This is a genomic window from Microbispora cellulosiformans, from assembly GCF_008728085.1.
GTDB lineage: Bacteria > Actinomycetota > Actinomycetes > Streptosporangiales > Streptosporangiaceae > Microbispora > Microbispora amethystogenes.
Map to the genome: position 1 here is coordinate 43,398 of NZ_VYTZ01000015.1, position 19,092 is coordinate 62,489.

The 19,092-nt window shown below is 73.5% G+C and carries 15 protein-coding genes; 8 read left to right on the plus strand and 7 right to left on the minus strand.

Annotated features, from left to right (window positions below):
• Window positions 1-35: 35 nt before the first annotated feature.
• The 4 genes from F5972_RS30460 to F5972_RS30475 all read right to left on the minus strand — a co-directional run bounded on the left by F5972_RS30460 (window position 36) and on the right by F5972_RS30475 (window position 4,873).
• A complete protein-coding gene (locus F5972_RS30460; protein WP_150938459.1) occupies window positions 36-1,181 on the minus strand; it encodes an LLM class flavin-dependent oxidoreductase in 1,146 nt (381 codons plus the stop codon).
• Window positions 1,178-2,233, minus strand: a complete 1,056-nt coding sequence (locus tag F5972_RS30465; protein WP_150938461.1) for an LLM class flavin-dependent oxidoreductase — start codon at window positions 2,231-2,233, stop codon at window positions 1,178-1,180. The genes F5972_RS30460 and F5972_RS30465 overlap by 4 nt, the downstream gene beginning before the upstream one ends.
• A 70-nt stretch (window positions 2,234-2,303) precedes the next feature.
• The gene (locus F5972_RS30470) at window positions 2,304-3,491 is read right to left on the minus strand and encodes an LLM class flavin-dependent oxidoreductase (RefSeq protein WP_150938463.1); all 1,188 of its coding nucleotides are present in this window, start codon (window positions 3,489-3,491) and stop codon (window positions 2,304-2,306) included.
• A complete protein-coding gene (locus tag F5972_RS30475) occupies window positions 3,488-4,873 on the minus strand; it encodes an NtaA/DmoA family FMN-dependent monooxygenase (protein WP_150938465.1) in 1,386 nt (461 codons plus the stop codon). The genes F5972_RS30470 and F5972_RS30475 overlap by 4 nt, the downstream gene beginning before the upstream one ends.
• 282 nt (window positions 4,874-5,155) lie before the next feature.
• Here F5972_RS30475 and F5972_RS30480 point away from each other — a divergent pair, with 282 nt between their 5' ends.
• The 3 genes from F5972_RS30480 (at window position 5,156) to F5972_RS30490 (ending at window position 11,100) form a co-directional block, all read left to right on the plus strand.
• Entirely contained in the window at window positions 5,156-9,328 is a 4,173-nt protein-coding gene (locus F5972_RS30480) for a SpoIIE family protein phosphatase (protein WP_150938467.1), read from the plus strand.
• Window positions 9,328-9,639: an STAS domain-containing protein gene (locus F5972_RS30485; protein WP_150938469.1), complete on the plus strand. Its 312-nt coding sequence runs from the start codon at window positions 9,328-9,330 to the stop codon at window positions 9,637-9,639. The genes F5972_RS30480 and F5972_RS30485 overlap by 1 nt, the downstream gene beginning before the upstream one ends.
• Before the next feature lie 267 nt (window positions 9,640-9,906).
• The gene (locus tag F5972_RS30490; RefSeq protein WP_150938471.1) at window positions 9,907-11,100 is read left to right on the plus strand and encodes a YncE family protein; all 1,194 of its coding nucleotides are present in this window, start codon (window positions 9,907-9,909) and stop codon (window positions 11,098-11,100) included.
• A gap of 136 nt (window positions 11,101-11,236) precedes the next feature.
• Here F5972_RS30490 and F5972_RS30495 read toward each other — a convergent pair whose 3' ends face one another.
• Entirely contained in the window at window positions 11,237-11,803 is a 567-nt protein-coding gene (locus tag F5972_RS30495) for a TetR family transcriptional regulator (protein ID WP_150938473.1), read from the minus strand.
• A gap of 120 nt (window positions 11,804-11,923) precedes the next feature.
• On the opposite strand from F5972_RS30495, the gene F5972_RS30500 reads away from it, so the two are divergent.
• The 3 genes from F5972_RS30500 to F5972_RS30510 all read left to right on the plus strand — a co-directional run bounded on the left by F5972_RS30500 (window position 11,924) and on the right by F5972_RS30510 (window position 14,529).
• The gene (locus F5972_RS30500) at window positions 11,924-12,841 is read left to right on the plus strand and encodes an SDR family oxidoreductase (protein ID WP_150938475.1); all 918 of its coding nucleotides are present in this window, start codon (window positions 11,924-11,926) and stop codon (window positions 12,839-12,841) included.
• Between the two features lie 89 nt (window positions 12,842-12,930).
• Window positions 12,931-13,929, plus strand: coding sequence for an NAD-dependent epimerase/dehydratase family protein (locus F5972_RS30505; RefSeq protein WP_150938476.1), 999 nt, complete (start codon window positions 12,931-12,933; stop codon window positions 13,927-13,929).
• Between the two features lie 144 nt (window positions 13,930-14,073).
• Window positions 14,074-14,529, plus strand: a complete 456-nt coding sequence (locus F5972_RS30510) for a GNAT family N-acetyltransferase (RefSeq protein ID WP_150938477.1) — start codon at window positions 14,074-14,076, stop codon at window positions 14,527-14,529.
• Between the two features lie 22 nt (window positions 14,530-14,551).
• Here F5972_RS30510 and F5972_RS30515 read toward each other — a convergent pair whose 3' ends face one another.
• Window positions 14,552-15,241, minus strand: coding sequence for an STAS domain-containing protein (locus F5972_RS30515; protein ID WP_150938479.1), 690 nt, complete (start codon window positions 15,239-15,241; stop codon window positions 14,552-14,554).
• A 107-nt stretch (window positions 15,242-15,348) separates the two neighbouring features.
• Between F5972_RS30515 and F5972_RS30520 the strand changes: the two genes are divergently transcribed.
• On the plus strand, window positions 15,349-16,374 hold the full coding sequence (locus tag F5972_RS30520; RefSeq protein ID WP_191910392.1) for a chemotaxis protein CheB: 1,026 nt from the start codon (window positions 15,349-15,351) through the stop codon (window positions 16,372-16,374).
• 10 nt (window positions 16,375-16,384) lie between these two features.
• Window positions 16,385-18,226, plus strand: a complete 1,842-nt coding sequence (locus tag F5972_RS30525) for a CheR family methyltransferase (RefSeq protein ID WP_150938482.1) — start codon at window positions 16,385-16,387, stop codon at window positions 18,224-18,226.
• 26 nt (window positions 18,227-18,252) lie between these two features.
• Here F5972_RS30525 and F5972_RS30530 read toward each other — a convergent pair whose 3' ends face one another.
• Complete coding sequence (locus tag F5972_RS30530; protein ID WP_225312037.1) at window positions 18,253-19,065, minus strand: SAM-dependent methyltransferase; 813 nt, start codon at window positions 19,063-19,065, stop codon at window positions 18,253-18,255.
• Window positions 19,066-19,092 lie beyond the last annotated feature (27 nt).

Sequence of the window (19,092 nt, forward strand, 5' to 3'; positions counted from 1 at the left end):
CCACGTCACCCAGGCCGCCCCCGGCGATCCGGTGCTCAGAATCCGGCGTCCGACCACGCCTCGGCGAGGAGGTCCTGGGAGCGGACGCGGTCGGCGTGGTCGTGCGTGATCGTGGTCACCAGGAGCTCGTCGGCGCCGGTCGCCTCCTTGAGCACGCGCAGCCCCTCCACCACCTTCTCGGGGGTGCCCGCGAACCGCGTGTCCACCCGGTCCGCTACGAGCGCCCGGTCCTCCTCGCTCCACTCGTGCGCGTACGCCTCCTCGGGAGAGGGATATCGGACGGCGCCCCCGCCGGACCGGATGCTGCGCACCCACAGCCCGTACGGCTCGCCCACGCGGCGGGCCTCCTCCTCGGTGGGCGCGACCAGGACGTCGGCGGACACCATGACGTGCGGCTCGGGATAGTCGCGGGACGGCTTGAAGGCGTCGCGGTAGGACTCGACCGCCTCCAGCACGGTGGCCGGGCTCACGTGGTAGTTCGCCGCGAAGGGCAGCCCTCGCTCGGCCGCCACCTGCGCGCTCTGACCGCCGCTGCTGCCGAGGACCCACAGCTCCACCGCGGCGCCCTCCCCGGGCTGGGCGTGCGCCTCGTGCCCCTCGTCGGAGTGGTAGCGGCCGGCCAGCAGCGCGATGATCTCGTCGACCTGGTCGGCGAAGTCGGGCGTCCGCGCGCCCGGCTGCTGCAGCAGCGCCCCGGCCAGGGCGAAGAGCGGGTGCTTGGCGAGCGAGGTGAACGAGAACGGCGGCGGGACCAGCAGGCCCTTGACCGTCCGCGCCTCCGTGGCGGGCGGGTCGGTGGGGGCGGGTGCGGCCCCCTCCGGCGGGGTGGCGAGCAGCTCCCGGGCGCGCTGGCCGGAGCGGCCGAGTCCGAGGTCGATGCGGCCGGGGTGCAGCGCGTCGAGGGTGCCGAACTGCTCCACCACGGTGAGCGGGGTCTGGTGGCCGAGCTGGACCGCGCCGGAGCCGACCCGGATGCGGCGGGTGGCCGCCGCCACGGCGCCGATGAGGACCGCGGGCGCGGAGCTCGCCACGCCGGGGGTGAGGTGGTGCTCGGCCAGCCAGTAGCGGTGGTATCCGGCGTCCTCCGCCCGGCGGGCGAGGTCGACGGTGTTGCGCAGGGCGTCCCGCGCGGTGGCTCCGGAGGAGATCGGGGCGAGGTCGAGAACGGACAGGCGGGTCATGCGGGTCCTCCGGTGGGGAACGGCCTGCTGGGGATCTGCGCGCGCAGGACGGGGGCGATGTCGCTCTGGAACAGTTCGAGCGACGCCCGGTGCTGCCCGTCGGTCAGCCCGTCGGCCTCCGCCTGCACGTGCAGCACCTCGTGGCCGAGCCGCTCGTGATAGCGGTGCACCTTGTCGACGATCTGCTGGGGGCTGCCGACGAGGATGGAGCTGCGCTCGATGGCGTCCTCCAGCGTGTGGAACACCGGGTCGAGCCCCCGCTTCTCCAGGAACGCCACCCGGGCGTCGAAGATCGGCCGGTAGGTCTCGACGGCGTCCTGCGACCGCGGCGTGGCGTAGTAGCCCGCGCTGCCCGCCCCGACCAGCGCGTCGGCCGGGTCGTGGCCGTAGTGCTCCCACCGCTCCCGGTAGTAGCGCACCAGTTCCGCGTACGGCTCGACGGGGTTGGTGACGTTGGCGGAGAAGAGGGGGTCGCCGTAGCGGGCGGCGAGGTCCACCGACTCCCTGCTGGTGGCGCTGCCGTGCCAGACCCGCACCGGCCGCTGGAGCGGCCGGGGGAGCACCTCGGCGTCGGCCAGCGGCGGCCGGAAGCGGCCCGACCAGGTCACCCGGTCCTCCCGCCAGAGCCGCCGGAACAGCTCGTAGCCCTCACGGTTGCGGTCCCACTGGTCCTCGCCGGTGACGTGGAACAGCTCCGCCTGGGCGGTGCCGTTGCCCTTGCCGATCATCAGCTCCAGCCGCCCGCCGGACAGGTGGTCGAGGGTCGAGTAGTCCTCGAACGCCCGGACCGGATCGAGCAGGCTGAGGGTGGTCACCGCGGTGAACAACCTGATCCGGCGGGTCAGCGCCGCGACGTGGCTCAGCACCACGGGCGGGGACGAGGACAGGAACGGCCGCTCGTGCCGTTCACCGAAGGCGAAGCCGTCGAAGCCCAGTTCCTCGGCGAGCACCGCGCTCGCCACGATCTCGCGGAAGCGCTCCGCCGGCGACTTGAGCTCGCCGGTCAGCGGATGCGGCAGGTGGAACCCGAGCGTCATGGCCAGGAACTTCACGCCCGGACCACCTCCCCGCCGGTGAGCGGCACGGCGCCGTCCGGAGCGGTGACGCCGCTGACGGCCCCGCTCATGACGCCGTCGCGTAGCGGTTGGCGGGGCGGGGCAGACCGAGCCGCCCGCGCAGGTCCCCGGTGTCGTACGCCGTTCGGAACGCGCCCGCCGCCCGCAGTTCGGGCACCAGGCCCCGGGTGATCGCCACCAGGTCGCGGGGCAGCTCGCCCGGCCGGAGGCGGAATCCGTCCAGCCCCGCCTCCCGCCAGCTCAGCAGCAGGCCCGCGAGCGCCTCCGGGGTGCCGGTGAAGACGTGGGCGTCCGAGACGAACTCGCCCCCGTCGAGGTCGTCGAGCCGCGCCTTCCGGTCGGCCGCGCCGCCGGTCTCCAGGAAGACCACCAGGTCCGCGAAGACCTTCAACGGCGGCCCCGCCCGTCCGGTCGCGGCCTCCGCTTCGCGCACCTGCTCGACGATGGCCGAGGCGTCCTCCCGGTCCCGCGGCGTGACGTACACGACGTCGGAGGCCCGGGCGGCGAACTCGTACGGCTGCCGGTCGTGGGCGAGGGAGGTGACGAGCGGCTGCCCCTGCGGCGGGCGCGGCGTGATCGAGGGGCCCTTCACGCTGAACCAGTCACCCTGGAAGTCGATGTAGTGCAGCTTCTCGCGGTCGACGAACCGGCCGGTCGCGACGTCCCTGATCTCGGCGTCGTCCTCCCAGCTGTCCCACAGCCGGCGGACCACCTCCACCGCGTCGGCGGCCTCGCCGAGCAGGCCGGCCACGTGCCGGGTGAAGGCGGGATCGGCGCGGTCGGAGAAGTCCAGCGGAGGCAGGACCCGGCGGCCGAAGTGCGCGGCGTGGTCGGGGCGGCCCGAGACCTGGGGCCGCCAGCCGGCCCTGCCGCCGCTGATGTGGTCGAGGGAGGCGATGCCGATCGCGACGTGGAACGGCTCGGTGTGGGTCGTGCCGGTGGTCGGCACGAGGCCGATCCGCGAGGTCAGCGGCGCGACGCCGGAGGCGATCAGCACCGCGTCGAGCCGTCCGCGCACCTGGTCGAGCCGCTCGTCGGGTTCGTTCAGGCGGGTCGACTGCAGGCCGAGGGCGTCTTCGAAGGTGACAAAGTCGAGCAGGCCGCGTTCGGCCTCCGCGACGAGGTCCGCCCAGTAGGCGAGGGTGAACAGCCGGTCCGGTCGCGCGCCCTCGGCCCGCCAGGCGGCCGGGTGCCAGCCCGCCCCGTCCAGTGCGACGGCGAGGTGCAGGGTCATCGGTTCTCCTTCGTACGGGGGGCCGGCACGGGGGCGGCCGGCTCGCGCGGAGCCGGGTCGCGGGGGGCGAGGCCGAGATGGTCGCGGAGGGTGGGCCCGGTGTACTCGGCCCGGAAGACGCCCTTCTCCTGCAGCAGCGGGACGACCTTGTCGACAAGTTCGTCCAGCCCGCCCGGGGTGAGGTGGGGCACGAAGATGAAGCCGTCGGCGGCGTCGGTCTGCACGAAGTGGTCGATCTCGTCGGCCACGGTGCGCGGTGTGCCGATGAAGGTCTGCGGCGCGGAGACCTCGATGGCGAGCTCCCGGATCGACAGGTTCTTCTCCTCGGCGAGGGCGCGCCACTTGGCCACCAGCTCGCCGCGGTCGCGGCGGAACGCCGCGTGTCCTCTGGACACGCCCTCGTCCAGGTCGGGCTCGACGTCGGGCAGCGGCCCGTCCGGGTCGTACGCCGACAGGTCGCGGCCCCAGACGGCCTCCAGGAAGTAGATCGCCTGCTGCGGGCCGACCTGCGCGCGGCGGATCTCGGCGGCCCGTTCGGCGGCCTCGGCCTCGGTGTCGCCGAGCACGTACGTCACCGCCGGGAGGATCTTGAGGTCCTCGGGCCGCCGTCCGTACGCCGCGAGCCTGCGCTTGACGTCGCGGTAGAAGGCGCGGCCCTCCTCCAGCCTGCTGTGCCTGCTGAAGATCACGTCGGCCGAGGACGCGGCGAACTCGCGGCCCTCGTCGGAGTCTCCGGCCTGGATGATCACCGGATGGCCCTGCGGGCCCCTGGGCACGTTGAACAGCCCCGAGATGTCGAAGTGCCGGCCCTGGTGCCGGAAGGCGGTGACGCCGCCGGGCCGCAGGAACCGCCCCGCCTCCGGGTCGGCGGCCACCGCGTCGGGGGCCCAGGAGTCCCACAGCTCCCTCGCGGTCTCCAGGAACTCCTTCGCCCGGCTGTACCGGTCGGACTCGTCCAGGAAGCCGCCGCGGCGGAAGTTCTCGCCGGTGAAGGCGTCGAAGCTGGTCACCACGTTCCACGCGGCCCGGCCGCCGCTCAGGTGGTCGAGCGACGCGAGTCTCCTCGCCACCTCGTACGGTTCGTTGAAGGTGGAGTTCACCGTCGCGGCGAGTCCCAGGTGGGTGGTGACGGCGGCCAGCGCGGCGAGGACGGTCAGGGACTCCGGACGGCCCACGACGTCGAGGTCGTGGATGCGGCCCTTCGCCTCGCGCAGCCGCAGTCCCTCCGCGAGGAAGAAGAAGTCGAACCTGCCCCGTTCGGCGGTCCTGGCCAGGTGGCGGAACGACTCGAAGTCGATCTGGCTGCCCGACGCGGGATCGGACCACACGGTCGTGTTGTTCACGCCCGGGAAGTGCGCGGCGAGATGGATCTGCTTGGTCATCGGGCGCTCCTGATGAGGGAAACCTAGTAATACAGTAGGTATTAAGGGTTTTTGCGTCAATCGTCACCGTGGAACTGATCGAAGGAGCAGGACCGATCGCCGCCGCGACCGGTGTCCCGGCCGTCCGGAGACGGACCCCGGTTGGCCTCTTGACGGAGGGTTGACCTATCCTCTCCGTCACGTCACCCATCTGCTCCAGGGTTGGGCGGACGCGGTGACGGGACGCGGCGACCGGGACCGGGCGAGCGGTGGCCGGGCCGGCGCGAACGAAGGGGTGGCGTAGTGGCGCTCAGTGACGACGCCGAGCCGGGGCCGGTGACGGCGGCCGGCGCCGACGTGTTCACCGCCGACGAGGAGATCGGCCGGGACCTCGCGAAGATCGACTGGCGGGCGACCCCCCTCGGGCCGCCGGACGAGTGGCCGCAGAGCCTGCGGACCGCGGTGAGCATCCTGCTGTCGTCCCGGTTCTCCATGTGGATGGCGTGGGGCCCGGAGCTCACCTTCTTCTGCAACGCCGCCTACCGCCGCGACACCCTGGGGCGCAAGTACCCGTGGGCGCTGGGCCGGCCGGCCAGCGAGGTGTGGGCGGAGATCTGGGACGACATCGGTCCCCGGATCGGCACCGTGCTCGCCACGGGACAGGCCACCTGGGACGAGGCGCTGCTGCTGTTCCTCGAGCGGTCCGGCTACCCCGAGGAGAGCTATCACACGTTCTCCTACAGCCCGCTGCGCGACGACTCCGGCGCGGTGGTCGGCATGTTGTGCGTCGTCATGGAGGACACCGAGCGGGTGGTCGGCGAGCGCCGCATGGCGACCCTGCGCGATCTCGGCTCCGACCCCAGCGTGGTCCGCACCGAGCAGGAGATGCTGGCCTTCACCTGCCGCCAGCTCGGCCACAACCAGCACGACCTCCCGTTCACGCTGACCTATCTCTTCCAGGACGACGGCGGCGCGCGGCTGGCGGGCGTGACCGGCATCTCCGCCGGGCACCCGGCCGCCCCCCTGACCCTGCCGGCCCGCGACTCCGGCGAAGCGGTGTGGCCCATGGCGGCGCCGGCCCGGGGGGAGTCGGTGCTCGTGGAGCTCGACGCCGCCGGGTTCGCCAAGCTGCCGTCCGGTGGCTGGCCGGAGCCACCCGCCCAGGCCCTGCTGGTGCCGCTGCTCCAGCAGGGCAGCGCGCCGTACGGGTTCCTGGTGGCCGCGCTCAACCGGTACCGGCCCCTCGACGAGGGCTACCGCGGGTTCCTGGAGCTGGCCGCCGGGCACGTCGCCGCGGGGATCGCGAGCGCCCGCAGCTACCAGGCGCAGCAGCGGCGGGCCGAGGAGCTGGCCGAGCTCGACCGGGCGAAGACCGTCTTCTTCTCCAACATCAGCCACGAGTTCCGCACCCCGCTGACCCTGATCATGGGACCGGTGGAGGAGCTGCGTAACCGGCTGCAGGGAGCCGACCCGCAGGTGCGCGAGGAGCTGGAGGCCATCCGCCGCAACGGGTTGCGGCTGGGCAAGCTCGTCAACACCCTGCTCGACTTCTCCCGCATCGAGGCCGGCCGGATGCAGGCCCGCTACGAGCCCGTCGACCTGGCCGCGGTCACCGCCGAGCTGGCCAGCCTCTTCCGCTCCGCCATCGACAAGGCGGGCCTGGACTTCGCGGTCGACTGCCGTCCCCTGGACGAGCCGGTCTACATCGACCGCGGCATGTGGGAGAAGGTGGTCCTGAACCTGCTCAGCAACGCGCTGAAGTTCACCTTCGACGGCTCGGTCGGCGTGTCGGTGCGCGGGGAGGGCGGCCACGCGGTGGTGACCGTCACCGACACCGGCATCGGCGTCCCGGCCGACGAGGTGCCGCGGCTGTTCGAGCGGTTCCACCGCATCGAGAACGCCCGCTCGCGCTCCAACGAGGGCAGCGGCATCGGCCTGGCGCTCGTGCAGGAGCTCGTCGGCCTGCACGGCGGCACCATCGCCGCCGAGAGCGCCGAGGGCGAGGGCACCCGCTTCACCATCCGCCTGCCGTTCGGCGCCGCGCACCTGCCCGCCGAGGCGATCACGACGGCCGCCGGCGGCAGCGTGGCGTCCGCCACCGCCGACCCCTTCGTCCAGGAGGCCCTGCGCTGGCTGCCGGCGGACGACGCCGCCGCGTCCGGCGGGGACGACATGGAGCTGACCGCCCAGGATCCCTCCGCCCCCCGCCCCGCGGGCGTCCCGGCGCGGGTGCTGGTGGCCGACGACAACGCCGACATGCGCGGATATCTCGTCCGGCTCCTCACGGGCGCGGGCTACCACGTCGACACCGTGGGCGACGGGCAGGACGCGCTGGACGCCATCCGCACCGACGCCCCCGACCTCGTGGTGAGCGACGTGATGATGCCGCGCCTGGACGGCCTGGCGCTGGTCGCGGCGCTGCGGGCCGATCCGCGCACCGCCGCCGTCCCCGTGCTGCTGCTGTCGGCGCGGGCGGGCCAGGAGGCGTCCATCGAGGGCCTGCAGGCCGGAGCCGACGACTACCTCGTCAAGCCGTTCGCCGCCGCGGAGCTGCTCGCGCGGGTGCGGGCCAACATGGAGATGGCGCGGCTGCGCCAGCACCAGGCCCGCTGGCGCACGGCGCTGGTCGACTCACTGCAGGAGGCGTTCTTCGTCTGCGACGAGAACGGCGCGGTCGTCGAGATCAACAGCGCGTTCGCCGACATGCTCGGGTACGGCCCCGAGGGCCTGCCGTACACGCCGATCCACCCGTGGTGGCCGGACCGGGACGTCGACCCCGCCGCCCACCAGCAGGTCGCCGACGCCTTCGCGGGCCTCGTCGGCCCGGGCCAGGGCAGCTACACCATCCCGGTCACCCACCGGGACGGGCACCGGCTGTGGATCAGCGTCACCTTCAACCAGGCGCAGGACCCCGACACCGGGCGCCAGGTCGTCGTCGGCACCTTCCGCGACGTCACCGCCGAGCACTACGCCATCCAGCGGGAGAGCGCCCTCGCCTCCCTCAGCACGTCGCTGTCCCAGGCCGGAAGCCTGACCGACGCGCTGTCGGGGGCGCTGGGAGAGCTGCGCACCCTGTGGCGCGCCCGGCACGTGCTGGCCGCCGTCTTCGAGCACGAGGGCGACCCCACCCTGACCGCCACCGACGCCTCGCTGGCCTGGCGCGCGCTGCCGGCCGGACGCCGCGAGGCGCTCACCGGCCTGCGCCGGCGGCCCCTGCTGACCCCGGCCGCCGACCGCAGCGGAGTCGGCGTGCTGCTGGAGCACCCCGACGGCCCGATGGCGCTGTGGGTCGAGCTGGGCGACCAGCGGCCGTTCTCCCGGGAGGACGAGCTGCTCCTGTCGCTGCTCGCGGGGCACCTCGCCCAGGGGCTCGTCCGCGCGCACCAGATCGACCAGCAGCGCGAGACCGCGATCGCGCTGCAGCGCGCCATCCTCGGCCCCGCCGACCTGCCCGAAGGGTTCGCCGTCCGCTACGAGCCCGCCACCCGCCCCCTGGAGGTCGGCGGCGACTGGTACGACACCATCGCCCTGCCCGGCGGGAACATCGGCATCGTCGTGGGCGACTGCGTCGGGCGCGGCGTGGAGGCGGCCGCCGTCATGGGGCAGCTGCGCAGCGCCTGCCGCGCGCTGCTCCTGCAGGACGCCAGCCCGGCGCGCACGCTCATGGCCCTGGACCACTTCGCCGCCGGCGTCCCCGGCGCGAAGTGCACCACCGTCTTCTGCGGCGTGCTCGACCCGGAGACCGGGGTGCTGACCTACTCCAGCGCCGGGCACCCGCCGGGCATCCTCGCCCACCCCGACGGCACCACCCGCCTGCTCGAAGACGGGCGGTCGATCCCGCTGGCCGTCCGGCCCGGCGCGGAACGCCCGGAGGGCCAGGCGGTCATCCCCGCGCGCGCCACGCTCATGCTCTACACCGACGGCCTGGTCGAGCGCCGCCGCAGCCCGCTCAACGCGGGCATCGACCAGGCCAGCCGGGCCGTGCAGGACGGCCGGGACGCCGCGGTCGACGACCTCGCCACGCAGGTGATGGTGCGGCTCGCGCCCGCCGACGGGTACGACGACGACGTCGCCCTGCTGCTCTACCGCCACCCCGCCCCGCTGGAGATGGCCTTCCCGGCCGAGTCGTCCCAGCTGGCGCCCGTCCGCAGGGCGCTGCGGACCTGGCTCGCCCAGTGCGACCTGCCGGCCCAGACCATCCAGAACGTCCTGGTCGCCGCTGGAGAGGCGTGCGCCAACGCCATCGAGCACGGTCACCGCGACGCCCCCGGCGACATCGTCCGCCTGCGGGCCGAGGCCTTCGTGGACAACCTGCGCCTCGTCGTCGCCGACACCGGCCGCTGGAAGTCTCCCAAGGCAGAGGAGAACACCCACCGCGGGCGCGGTGTCGCCCTAATGCGCGCCATGATGCAGCAGGTCACCATCACGCCCGGCCCGTCCGGCACCATCGTCGACATGCACACGAGGATCGCCTGATGACCACGCCCCTCACCCTCACCTCCAGCCGCCGCGCCGACGGCGCCGCGCTGCTGACGGCCACCGGCGAGATCGACATGAGCAACACCGACGCGCTCGCCGAGGCCCTCGGCAACATGCCGGGGCCCCTGGTGCTGGACCTGACCGCCGTCGAATACCTCGACAGCGCCGGCCTGAGCGTCCTGTTCGCCCACGCCGACCACATCACCCTCATCGCCAACCCGCTGCTCACCCCCGTCCTGGACATCTCCGGGCTCGCCGGGCTCGCTCCCGTGCAGAGCGCCGAGCACGAGGCCCCCATCACGTCGTAGCGACCCCGCCGGCCGCCGCGAACCGGCGCGTCGCGCGCCGGGAAGGCGCCGTGCAAGACCGGGTAAAGCCCCCTCCGTGCCGCTCCGCGGGGGCGTTAGCGTCGCGCCGACCAGCCGCGCAGCCGCGTCTCCGCCGTCTCGCAGTCATGGTGCAGTAGTCACCGTGCAGTAGTCGCCGTGCAGTAGTCGCCGCGCAGCCGCCGCCCGCGGCCGGTCGTCGTGACCGTACGGGGGGCCGGGCGCCGCCCGCCATGTCGGGGGGCATGCGTGACAGGTGCAGGTGTCACAGGAGCGCGGAAGACCGCGGCGGTGACCGGGGTGTTCGCGGTCCTCGGGGGGCTCGTCCTCGCCGGTTGCGCCGCGGGGCCGCCCGCGTCCCGGCCCGTGCCACGGGCGGTGACGCCCTCCGCGTCGCCGTCCCCGGCGCGGTCACGGGGCGCCGCCGCGCCTCCGGAGGGGGCGGGGCCGACCGACGTCTACGCGGCCGACCGGCCCGGAATGCTGAGCCCGGTCGTCAAAGGGTTCCGCTCCCTGGTCTACGTGCCCAACAGCGAGAGCGGCACGGTCGACGTCATCGACCCGGAGACGTACCGGATCGTGCGGCACTTCACCGTCGGGGCGCTGCCGCAGCACGTGGTGCCGTCGTGGGACCTGAAGACCCTGTGGGTGAACAACAACCGGGGCAACTTCCTCACCCCCATCGACCCGCGCACCGGCAGGCCGGGCCGGCCGGTGCCGGTGGACGACCCGTACAACCTGTACTTCTCGCCGGACGGCGCGTACGCCCTGGTCATGGCGGAGCGGAACAACCGGCTCGACCTGCGCGACCCGCACAGCATGAGACGGCTGCGCTCGCTGCCGCTGCCCTGCCGCGGCGTCAACCACGGCGACTTCACCGCCGACGGCTCGGTGTTCCTGGCCAGCTGCGAGTTCAGCGGCGACCTCGTCGTCGTCGACTGGCGCACGCCCAGGCTGATCCGCCGCGTCCACCTCGGCCACATGAGCATGCCGCAGGACGTGAAGCTGTCGCCCGACGGCCGCGTCTTCTACGTCGCCGACATGGAACGGCACGGCGTGTGGCTGGTGGACGCGGCGACGTACGAGGTCGTCCGGTTCATGCCGACCGGCCGGGGCGCGCACGGGCTCTACGCCAGCCGCGACTCGCGCCACCTGTACGTGTCGAACCGCGGCGAGGGATCGGTCTCCGTCGTGTCGTTCGCCCAGCGGAAGGTGGTCGACGTCTGGCGCATCCCCGGCGGCGGCTCCCCGGACATGGGCGGCGTCTCGGCCGACGGCACCAAGCTGTGGCTGAGCGGCCGCTACCACGGCGTCGTCTACGTCTTCGACACCCGGACCGGCAGGGTCCTCCACACCATCCCCGTCGGCGCCGGGCCGCACGGGCTGTGCGTGTATCCGCAGCCCGGCCGTTACTCGCTCGGCCACACCGGCGTCTTCCGGTGAGCCGTGCCTCGGTGCGCTGCGCCTCTGACGACCTGCGCCTCTGATCGACCTGTGCCGCCGGCAGGCCCGGGCTTCGGGTGACCTGCGCCGCCCGGTGACTTCTGTCCCGCGTCATCTGTCCCGCGTCCGGCGGCGATCACGCGCCCGCGGTGACGGCCCTCAGCTCGTCGAGCGACTCCCGCATGAGCCGCGGCAGGTCCGGGCCGCCGGCGTCGCCGGCCCAGCGTTCAAAGGCGATTTTGAAGACGGCGATGCCCGCCTCCGCGGCCAGGCTCGCGGCCGGCTCGGCCACGCCGCGCCCGCGCAGCGCCCCGGCGAGGGACGCCGCGAGCGACGCGAGTTTGATCAGCTCGCGCTCCCGCAGCTCCGGGTGCGCGGCGACGACGGCCTGGCGCCGCCGCGCGAACTCGCGGCGTTCCTCGAACATGCCGCCCGCGACGCCGAGCGCCGTCGCGATCGCGTCCATCGGCGCCGCGGTCTCGGGCGCGCCCGCGACGGCGTCCACGAGAAGCTCCTCCAGCGCGTGCGAGCCGTGGAACAGCACCTCGCGCTTGTCGGCGAAGTGCCGGAAGAACGTCCGCTCCGTGAGCCCCGCCCGCCTGGCGATCTCCGCGACCGTGGTCTGGTCGAACCCGCGCTCCGCGTAGAGCTCCAGCGCCGACCGCTCCAACCGGCCGCGCGCGTCCGGCTCCCATCGACCCATGTCCTGATCGTAGCCGCATGACAGTCACTGACATCGTGGCGTATGCTGACGACAGTGACTGACATCAGTCCCCGTGCGCGGCCGTGTGCCGGGGACGGTCACCCGTCGGGAGGTTCTCTCATGCGCGTTTTCGTCACCGGGGCGTCGGGCTGGATCGGCTCCGCCGTCGTGCCCGAGCTCATCGGCGCGGGTCACGAGGTCACCGGGCTGGCCCGGTCGGACGCCTCGGCCGAAGCCCTCACCCGGGCCGGGGCGCGGGTGCGTCTCGGCACGCTCGACGACCTCGGCACCCTGCGGAGCGAGGCCGCCGAGTCGGACGGGGTGATCCATCTCGCGTTCAAGCACGACATCGCCTTCTCGGGCGGCTTCGGGGAGGCCGTCGGCGCGGACCGCCGGGCCGTGGAGGCGCTCGGGGAGGCGCTCCAGGGCACCGGACGGCCGCTCGTGATCGCTTCAGGGACCCTCGGCCTCAAGCCGGGAGCCGTCGCGACCGAGCAGGACGGGATCGAGCCGGGCTCCGCGCATCCGGGCGGCGGCCCCCGGGGGCGGCTGGAGACGGCGTTGCTGACGCTCTCCCTGGCCTCCCACGGCGTGCGGTCGTCGGTCGTGCGCCTTCCCCCGACGGTGCACGGCGAGGGGGACCCCGGTTTCATGGCCGCCCTGGTCGGCATCGCCCGCGAGAAGGGCGTCTCCGGTCACGTCGGCGACGGGGCGAACCGCTGGCCCGCCACGCACCGGCTCGACGCCGCGCACCTGTTCCGGCTGGCGCTGGAGAAGGCCCCGGCGGGGACGGTGCTGCACGCCGTCGCCGACGAGGGTGTGCCGATCCGGGCCGTCGCCGAGGTGATCGGCCGTCACCTGGACCTGCCGGTGGTCTCGGTCGCCCCTGAGGAGGCGAGCGCGCACTTCGGCTGGCTGGGCGGTGTCGTCGGGGCCGACAGCCCGGCGTCGAGCGCGCTGACCCGCGACCTGCTCGGCTGGCGGCCGGTGCAGCCCGGCCTCCTCGACGACCTCGGCAAGGGTCACTACTTCTCCTGACGGCCGGGGGCGGGCGGAAGATCTTACGGGTCGCGAACGGCCGCGCCCGGAGCGGCCCCAGTGGGGCGGCGGCGGTCTACCCTCGGCGCGTGAAGGTGCTGCTGACCGGCTCGGCCGGGTTCATCGGAAGTCACGTCGCCGAGGCGCTGACGGCGGCCGGGCACGAGGTGACGGGCCTCGACGTGCGGGCGGGCGGCGTCGAGGGCGGAGACGTGCGCGACGAGACGGCCGCCGGCCGCCTGCTGCCGGGCGTGGACGCGGTGGTCCACCAGGCGGCCAAGGTCGGCCTCGGCGTCGACGTGGCGGACCTGCCCGACTACGCCTCGGTGAACGTGTACGGCACGGCCGTGCTGCTGGCGGCGATGGCGCGGCACGGCGTCGGCCGCCTGGTGCTGGCGTCGTCCATGGTCGTCTACGGCGAGGGCGCGTACGAGTGCGGCGAGCACGGGCCGGTCCGGCCCCGTCCCCGGGCCGCCGAGGACCTCGACCGGGGGATCTTCGAGCCGCGCTGCCCCGGTTGCGCCTCGCCGCTAACGCCGGCGGTGATCGGAGAGGACGCGCCCGCCGATCCCCGCAACGCCTACGCCACCACGAAGCTGGCGCAGGAGCATCTCGCGGCCAACTGGGCCAGGGAGACCGGCGGCGTCGCCGTCGCCCTGCGGTACCACAACGTCTACGGTCCCCGGATGCCCAGGGACACGCCGTACTCGGGGGTCGCGGCGATCTTCCGGTCGGCGCTGGAGGCGGGGCGCGCCCCGCGCGTCTTCGAGGACGGCGGTCAACGGCGCGACTTCGTCCACGTCCGCGACGTCGCGCGGGCCAACCTGGCGGCGCTCGCCGCGGGGCGGGAGGGCGCCCTGTCCGCGTACAACGTCGCGAGCGGACAGCCGCACACGGTGGGGGAGATGGCCGCGGAACTGGCCGCGGCGCGGGGCGGGCCGGGCCCGGTCGTGACGGGGGAGTACCGCCTCGGCGACGTGCGGCACATCGTCGCCTCGCCGGACCGGGCGCGGGCGGAGCTGGGCTTCCAGGCGCGCGTCGGGTTCGCCGAGGGCATGCGGGAGTTCGCCGCCGCGCCGCTGGGCTGAGCCGGGCACGACGCGATGCCCGCGCGGGCCGGGCGTACTGATCCGGTCGCGCTGATCCACCTGTACGGGGCAGGCCGGGCGGGATGGCATCCTGGTGTCCCGTCAGACATGATCCGTCAGTCACGATCCAGGTGAGCGAGCGCGATGAGAATCGTCGAGGACGACCTGTCCGGCCCGGAGATCGCCGAGTTCCTCGAGGAACACCTGCGGGAGATGCGGTCCGTCACGCCCCCGGAGAGCAAGCACGCCCTGGACCTCGACGGCCTCCGCCGTCCGGAGGTCACGTTCTGGTCGGTGCTGGACGGCGGCGCCGTGGTGGGCTGCGGGGCGATCAAGAGGCTGGACGAGGCCCACGCCGAGCTGAAGTCGATGCGGACGGCGGCGGCACGCAAACGCGCGGGGATCGCGTCCCTGCTGCTGCGGCACATCCTCGCCGAGGCCGGGCGGATGGGCTTCGCGCGGCTGAGCCTCGAGACCGGCTCGGAAGAGCACTTCCTGCCCGCCAGGAAGCTGTACGAGAAGTTCGGGTTCACCTACTGCGAGCCCTTCGGCGACTATCGTCCCGATCCGCTCAGCGTTTTCATGACCAGGGCACTCTGAGACGTACCGCCCTGAGGGGCGGTCACCTCCGGGAGAAGACCTCGGCCTGGCGGCGGACGTGCGCCGCCTTCCTCCGGTGGGCGACTCCGTCGCAGGTCAGGACATCGCTTTGCCGGTCCCGTAGCGCCAGGTGGATGGCGGCCAGCCGTTCGTGCGCGGCCGCGAGGTTCGCGCACAACGACCGCGCCCGCTCGCACAGGATCTCCCTGCGGGCCGCGGCCTCCGCGCGCAGCCGCCGCGACTGATCCAGCAGCGCCGCCCGGCGCTCCCGGTCGGCGGCGGCCGGTGTCCTCGTGGAGGCCCGGTCCGGGCCCGGCGCGGGCGGGAGGAGGTCCAGGGAGGAACCGTGCAGCAGCACGGGCTGTGGTCTCCGCGACGGTATGGCCGGGGCGGCGCGCACCACGGTGGGGCGTCCCGGCAGTCCCTCGGGCCAGAGCAGGGAGAGCAGGCGGCGGAGCGGACGGCTCGCCCAGACGATGAGGCCGCCGGCCGCCGCGGCGGCGTCGTCGTGCACGCGCTCCAGCAGGCGCACCCCGGCGAGGTCGCAGAACCGCAGGCGGACCGCGTCGATCACCAGGTGGACGCGGCCGTCGGCCACCAGCGGCGCGATGACCGCTTCGAGCCGCGCGGCGCTGAACACGTCGAGCTCCCCGCCCACGGTGACCACCGCGGAGTCGGGCTCCCGATGAATGACCTCGATGAAGAGCTCCATATCGGCCTCCTTTCCCCGCGTGAAGTGGGGAAACGGGAATCGGGCGATCGGATTTCGCTGCCCACGCCTGCCGCATGAATCCTGACTTCCGAGGATATGTGCCAATCGTGGGCGCGATTATCGGGCGGGACGTCGTCGTGGTGGCCGCCTCGGCCGGCGGAGTCGAGGCCCTGCGGTCGCTGCTCGGCGGCCTGCCCGGCGACCTGAGGGCGGCCGTCATGGTCGTCCTGCACATCTCGCCGCGGGCGGGCAGCGCCCTGCCGGGCATCCTCGACCGGTCGGGACCGTTGAAGGCCGCCGCGGCGCAGGACGGCGAGCCGCTGCGGCACGGGCGCGTGTACGTGGCCCCGCCCGACCTCCACCTGCTGCTGGACGGGGACGCCGTCCGGCTGTCCCGTGGCCCGCGGCACAACGGGCACCGGCCCGCCGCCGATCCGCTGTTCCTCAGCGCGGCGGCCTTCGCCGGGCCGCGTACCCTCGCCGTCGTCCTCAGCGGCACGCTCGACGACGGCGCCCGCGGGTGCGCGCAGGTGGAGAGCCGGGGCGGCCTGGTCGCGGTGCAGGACCCCGAGGAGAGCCCGTTCGACGGCATGCCGCGCGCGGCCATCGCGGCGACGGCGCGGCCGATGGTGGCCGGCCTGGCGGACATCGCGGAGTGGATCGTCCGGCAGAGCGACGGCGCCCGCGAGGTGAAGGGGGAGGCGGTGGACCAGGAGCTCGAACGGGAGCTGTCGCCGTTCTACTCGGCCGGGGCGCTGCCCCGGCCGCCCGGCGACCTGAGCGCCCTGACCTGCCCCGACTGCAACGGCCCGTTGTACGAGGTGCCCACCTCTCCCAACGGGCACTACCAGTGCATCGTGGGACACGCCTGGTCCCTGGAGAGCATGATCGACGGCCAGGGCGAGGCCGTCGAGCGCGCCTTCTGGGTGACCATCCTGCGCCTGGAGGAACGGCTGCACCTGCTGACGCGGATGCTGTCCACCGCGCAGCGGCACGGGCAGACGGTGACGGCGCGGTGGCTGCGGAGGCAGGTCGAGCAGGACCGGGACACCGTGAAGGCGCTGCGCCGCCTGCAGAGCCAGAGCGGCTGGGAGTCGCCGGTCGCGGTCACCGAGGGCGACCGGCGGCGATAGTGGGGGCGCCATGCACACCGGCGAGGATCGGGAGTTCGACGACCTCCTGACGATGCTCAAGGAGACCCGGGGGTTCGACTTCACCGGCTACAAGCGCACGACGCTCAGGCGCCGCGTCGGCCGGCGGCTGCAGGCGCTCAAGCTGGAGAGCGTGGACGAGTACCGCGACTACCTGGAGCTGGAGCCGGCGGAGTTCACCACCCTGTTCGACAGCCTGCTCATCAACGTCACCGGGTTCTTCCGCGATCCGACCGCCTGGCAGGTGCTGCGGGAGCGGGCGATCCCCTCGATCCTCGCGGCCAAGGGCGGCCGGGCGATCCGGGGCTGGAGCGCCGGGTGCGCCACCGGAGAGGAGGCGTACAGCCTGGCCATGCTGCTGGCGGAGGAGCTCGGCTTCGACGAGTTCCGGGACCGGGTGAAGATCTACGGCACGGACATCGACGAGAAGGCCCTCCACGTGGCGCGCGTGGCGGTGTACGGCGAGCGCCAGATGGCCGGGGTGCCGGCGGAGTTCAGGGAGAAGTACTTCGAGCCGGCGCAGGACGGGTTCGCCTTCCGCCGGGACCTGCGCCGCCAGCTCATCTTCGGGCGCAACGACCTCACCAGGGACGCCCCCATCTCGCGGGTGGACATCCTGCTCGCCCGCAACACCCTGATGTACTTCAACGGCGAGACCCAGCTCGACGTCGTCCGCAGGTTCCACTTCGCGCTCTGCGACCCCGGCTATCTCTTCCTGGGCAAGGCCGAGATGCTGCTGAACCACAGCGACAGGTTCGATCCCGTCGATCTCCGCATGCGCCTGTTCAGGAAGAGGCCGCAGCCTCTGGCCGCGACCCGGCTGGGCTGGGACCATTCCGCGCAGCCGGAGTCGCAGACGCGCCTGGCGCGGCTCCACAGCGCGGCCAACGCCTCCGGCCCGGTCGCCCAGCTCACGCTGGACGCGTCGGGCGCGCTCGCCCTGATCAACACTCGAGCCGAGGTGCTCTTCGGTTTGCAGGCCCGCGATCTGGGGCGCCCGTTCCAGGACCTGGAGGTGTCCTACCGCCCGGTCGAGCTGAGGTCGGTCATCGAACAGGCCGAGCTCGACCTGCGTACGGTCGAGCTGCAGGACGTCGTCTGGAACCGGCCGGGCGCGCCGGAGCCGAGCGTCTTCGACATCGTCGTCGTCCCGCTCATCGACACGACCGGCGAGCTCATCGGGGCCACGGTCAACTTCCACGACGTCACCCGCAACCGGAGGCTCCGCGAGGAGCTGGAGCAGACCAACAAGGAGCTGGAGCACGCGTACGAGGAGCTGCAGTCGCTGAACGAGGAGCTGGAGACGACCAACGAGGAGCTCCAGTCCACGAACGAGGAACTGGAGACGACCAACGAGGAGCTCCAGTCGACGAACGAGGAACTGGAGACGATGAACGAGGAGCTCCAGTCGAGCAACGACGAGCTCCAGCAGATCAACGACACGCTCAACGCCCGGACGGTGCAGCTCGACCGGGCCAACCACTTCGTCGACTCGGTGGTGCGCTCGCTGGGGGACGCCGTGATCGTGCTCGACCGGGACCTGCGGGTGCTGCTGTGGAGTTCCGGGGCGCAGGAGCTGTGGGGGCTGCGCGCCGGGGAGGCCGCCGGCCGCGCCCTGCACACGCTCGACATAGGGCTGCCCGTCGCGACGTTGCAGCCCGAACTGCGGCGCGTGCTGGACGGCGGCCCACCGGGCGGGCCGCAGCCGGCCACGACGAGCGTCGAGGCCGTGAACCGGCGGGGCCGTGCCACCCGGCTGTCGGTCACGGTGACGCCGCTGCACGAGGACGACGCCTCCGTCCACGGCCTGATCCTCGTCCTCACCGCGGAGTGACCATGGAGCCTGACCGGGGTCCCCGGTCAGGGGACGACGGCGACGCCGCCCACGATGCCGGCTCCGGGCCTGCTCTCCAGGGGCGTCTCCGACGGCTCGGGGCGCCAGTCCTCCAGCGGCACGACGCCGGGCTCCAGCAGGCGCAGGCCGTCGAACAGGCCCCGCACCGCGGCCGCGGTGCGCGGTACGGCGCCTCCGCTGGTGGTGGCGGTGTAGACGTCCCGGCTGCGCCGGACCGCGTCCTCGTCGAGGTCGCCGGGCGTGCCGTGGGAGATCACCACATGGCTCCCCGGGGCGAGCGCCTCGCGGAACGTGCCGACGATGCGCGCCGCCTCCGCGTCGTCGACGACGAAGTGGAGGACGGCCAGCATGATCAACGCGATCGGCCGGCCGAAGTCGAGGTGGCGGAGGACCGCCGGGTGGGTGAGCACCGCCTTGGGCTCGCGCATGTCGCCGGCGACCACGATGGACCGGGGGTTGTCGGCGAGCAGGGCGCGGGCGTGGACGAGCACGATCGGATCGTTGTCGACGTAGACGACCCGCGCGTCCGGCGCGACGGCCTGCGCCACCTGGTGCACGTTCTCCTGTGTCGGGAGACCGGTGCCGACGTCGAGGAACTGCCGGATGCCCGCCCCCGCGAGGTGCCGTACGGCCCGTACGAGGAAGGCGCGGTTGGCCCGGGCCACGTCACGGGCGTTCGGCAGGATCTCGATGATCTTCTCGGCCGCCTCGCGGTCGGCGGCGAAATGGTCCTTGCCGCCGAGGTAGTAGTCGTACATCCGGGCCACGCTCGGCGTGGAGGGGTCGATCACCCAGTCCGGTGCCTGCTCGTCGTGCACGCTCTGCCCCCAAGCGTCTCGATCTTC

Bases quoted from the DNA above. Each gene is read 5' to 3' on its own strand.
- F5972_RS30460 (WP_150938459.1), bottom strand. From the start codon at position 1,181: ATGACCCGCCTGTCCGTTCTCGACCTCGCCCCGATCTCCTCCGGAGCC.
- F5972_RS30470 (WP_150938463.1), bottom strand. From the start codon at position 3,491: ATGACCCTGCACCTCGCCGTCGCACTGGACGGGGCGGGCTGGCACCCG.
- F5972_RS30475 (WP_150938465.1), bottom strand. From the start codon at position 4,873: ATGACCAAGCAGATCCATCTCGCCGCGCACTTCCCGGGCGTGAACAAC.
- F5972_RS30485 (WP_150938469.1), top strand. From the start codon at position 9,328: ATGACCACGCCCCTCACCCTCACCTCCAGCCGCCGCGCCGACGGCGCC.
- F5972_RS30495 (WP_150938473.1), bottom strand. From the start codon at position 11,803: ATGGGTCGATGGGAGCCGGACGCGCGCGGCCGGTTGGAGCGGTCGGCG.
- F5972_RS30500 (WP_150938475.1), top strand. From the start codon at position 11,924: ATGCGCGTTTTCGTCACCGGGGCGTCGGGCTGGATCGGCTCCGCCGTC.
- F5972_RS30510 (WP_150938477.1), top strand. From the start codon at position 14,074: ATGAGAATCGTCGAGGACGACCTGTCCGGCCCGGAGATCGCCGAGTTC.
- F5972_RS30515 (WP_150938479.1), bottom strand. From the start codon at position 15,241: ATGGAGCTCTTCATCGAGGTCATTCATCGGGAGCCCGACTCCGCGGTG.
- F5972_RS30525 (WP_150938482.1), top strand. From the start codon at position 16,385: ATGCACACCGGCGAGGATCGGGAGTTCGACGACCTCCTGACGATGCTC.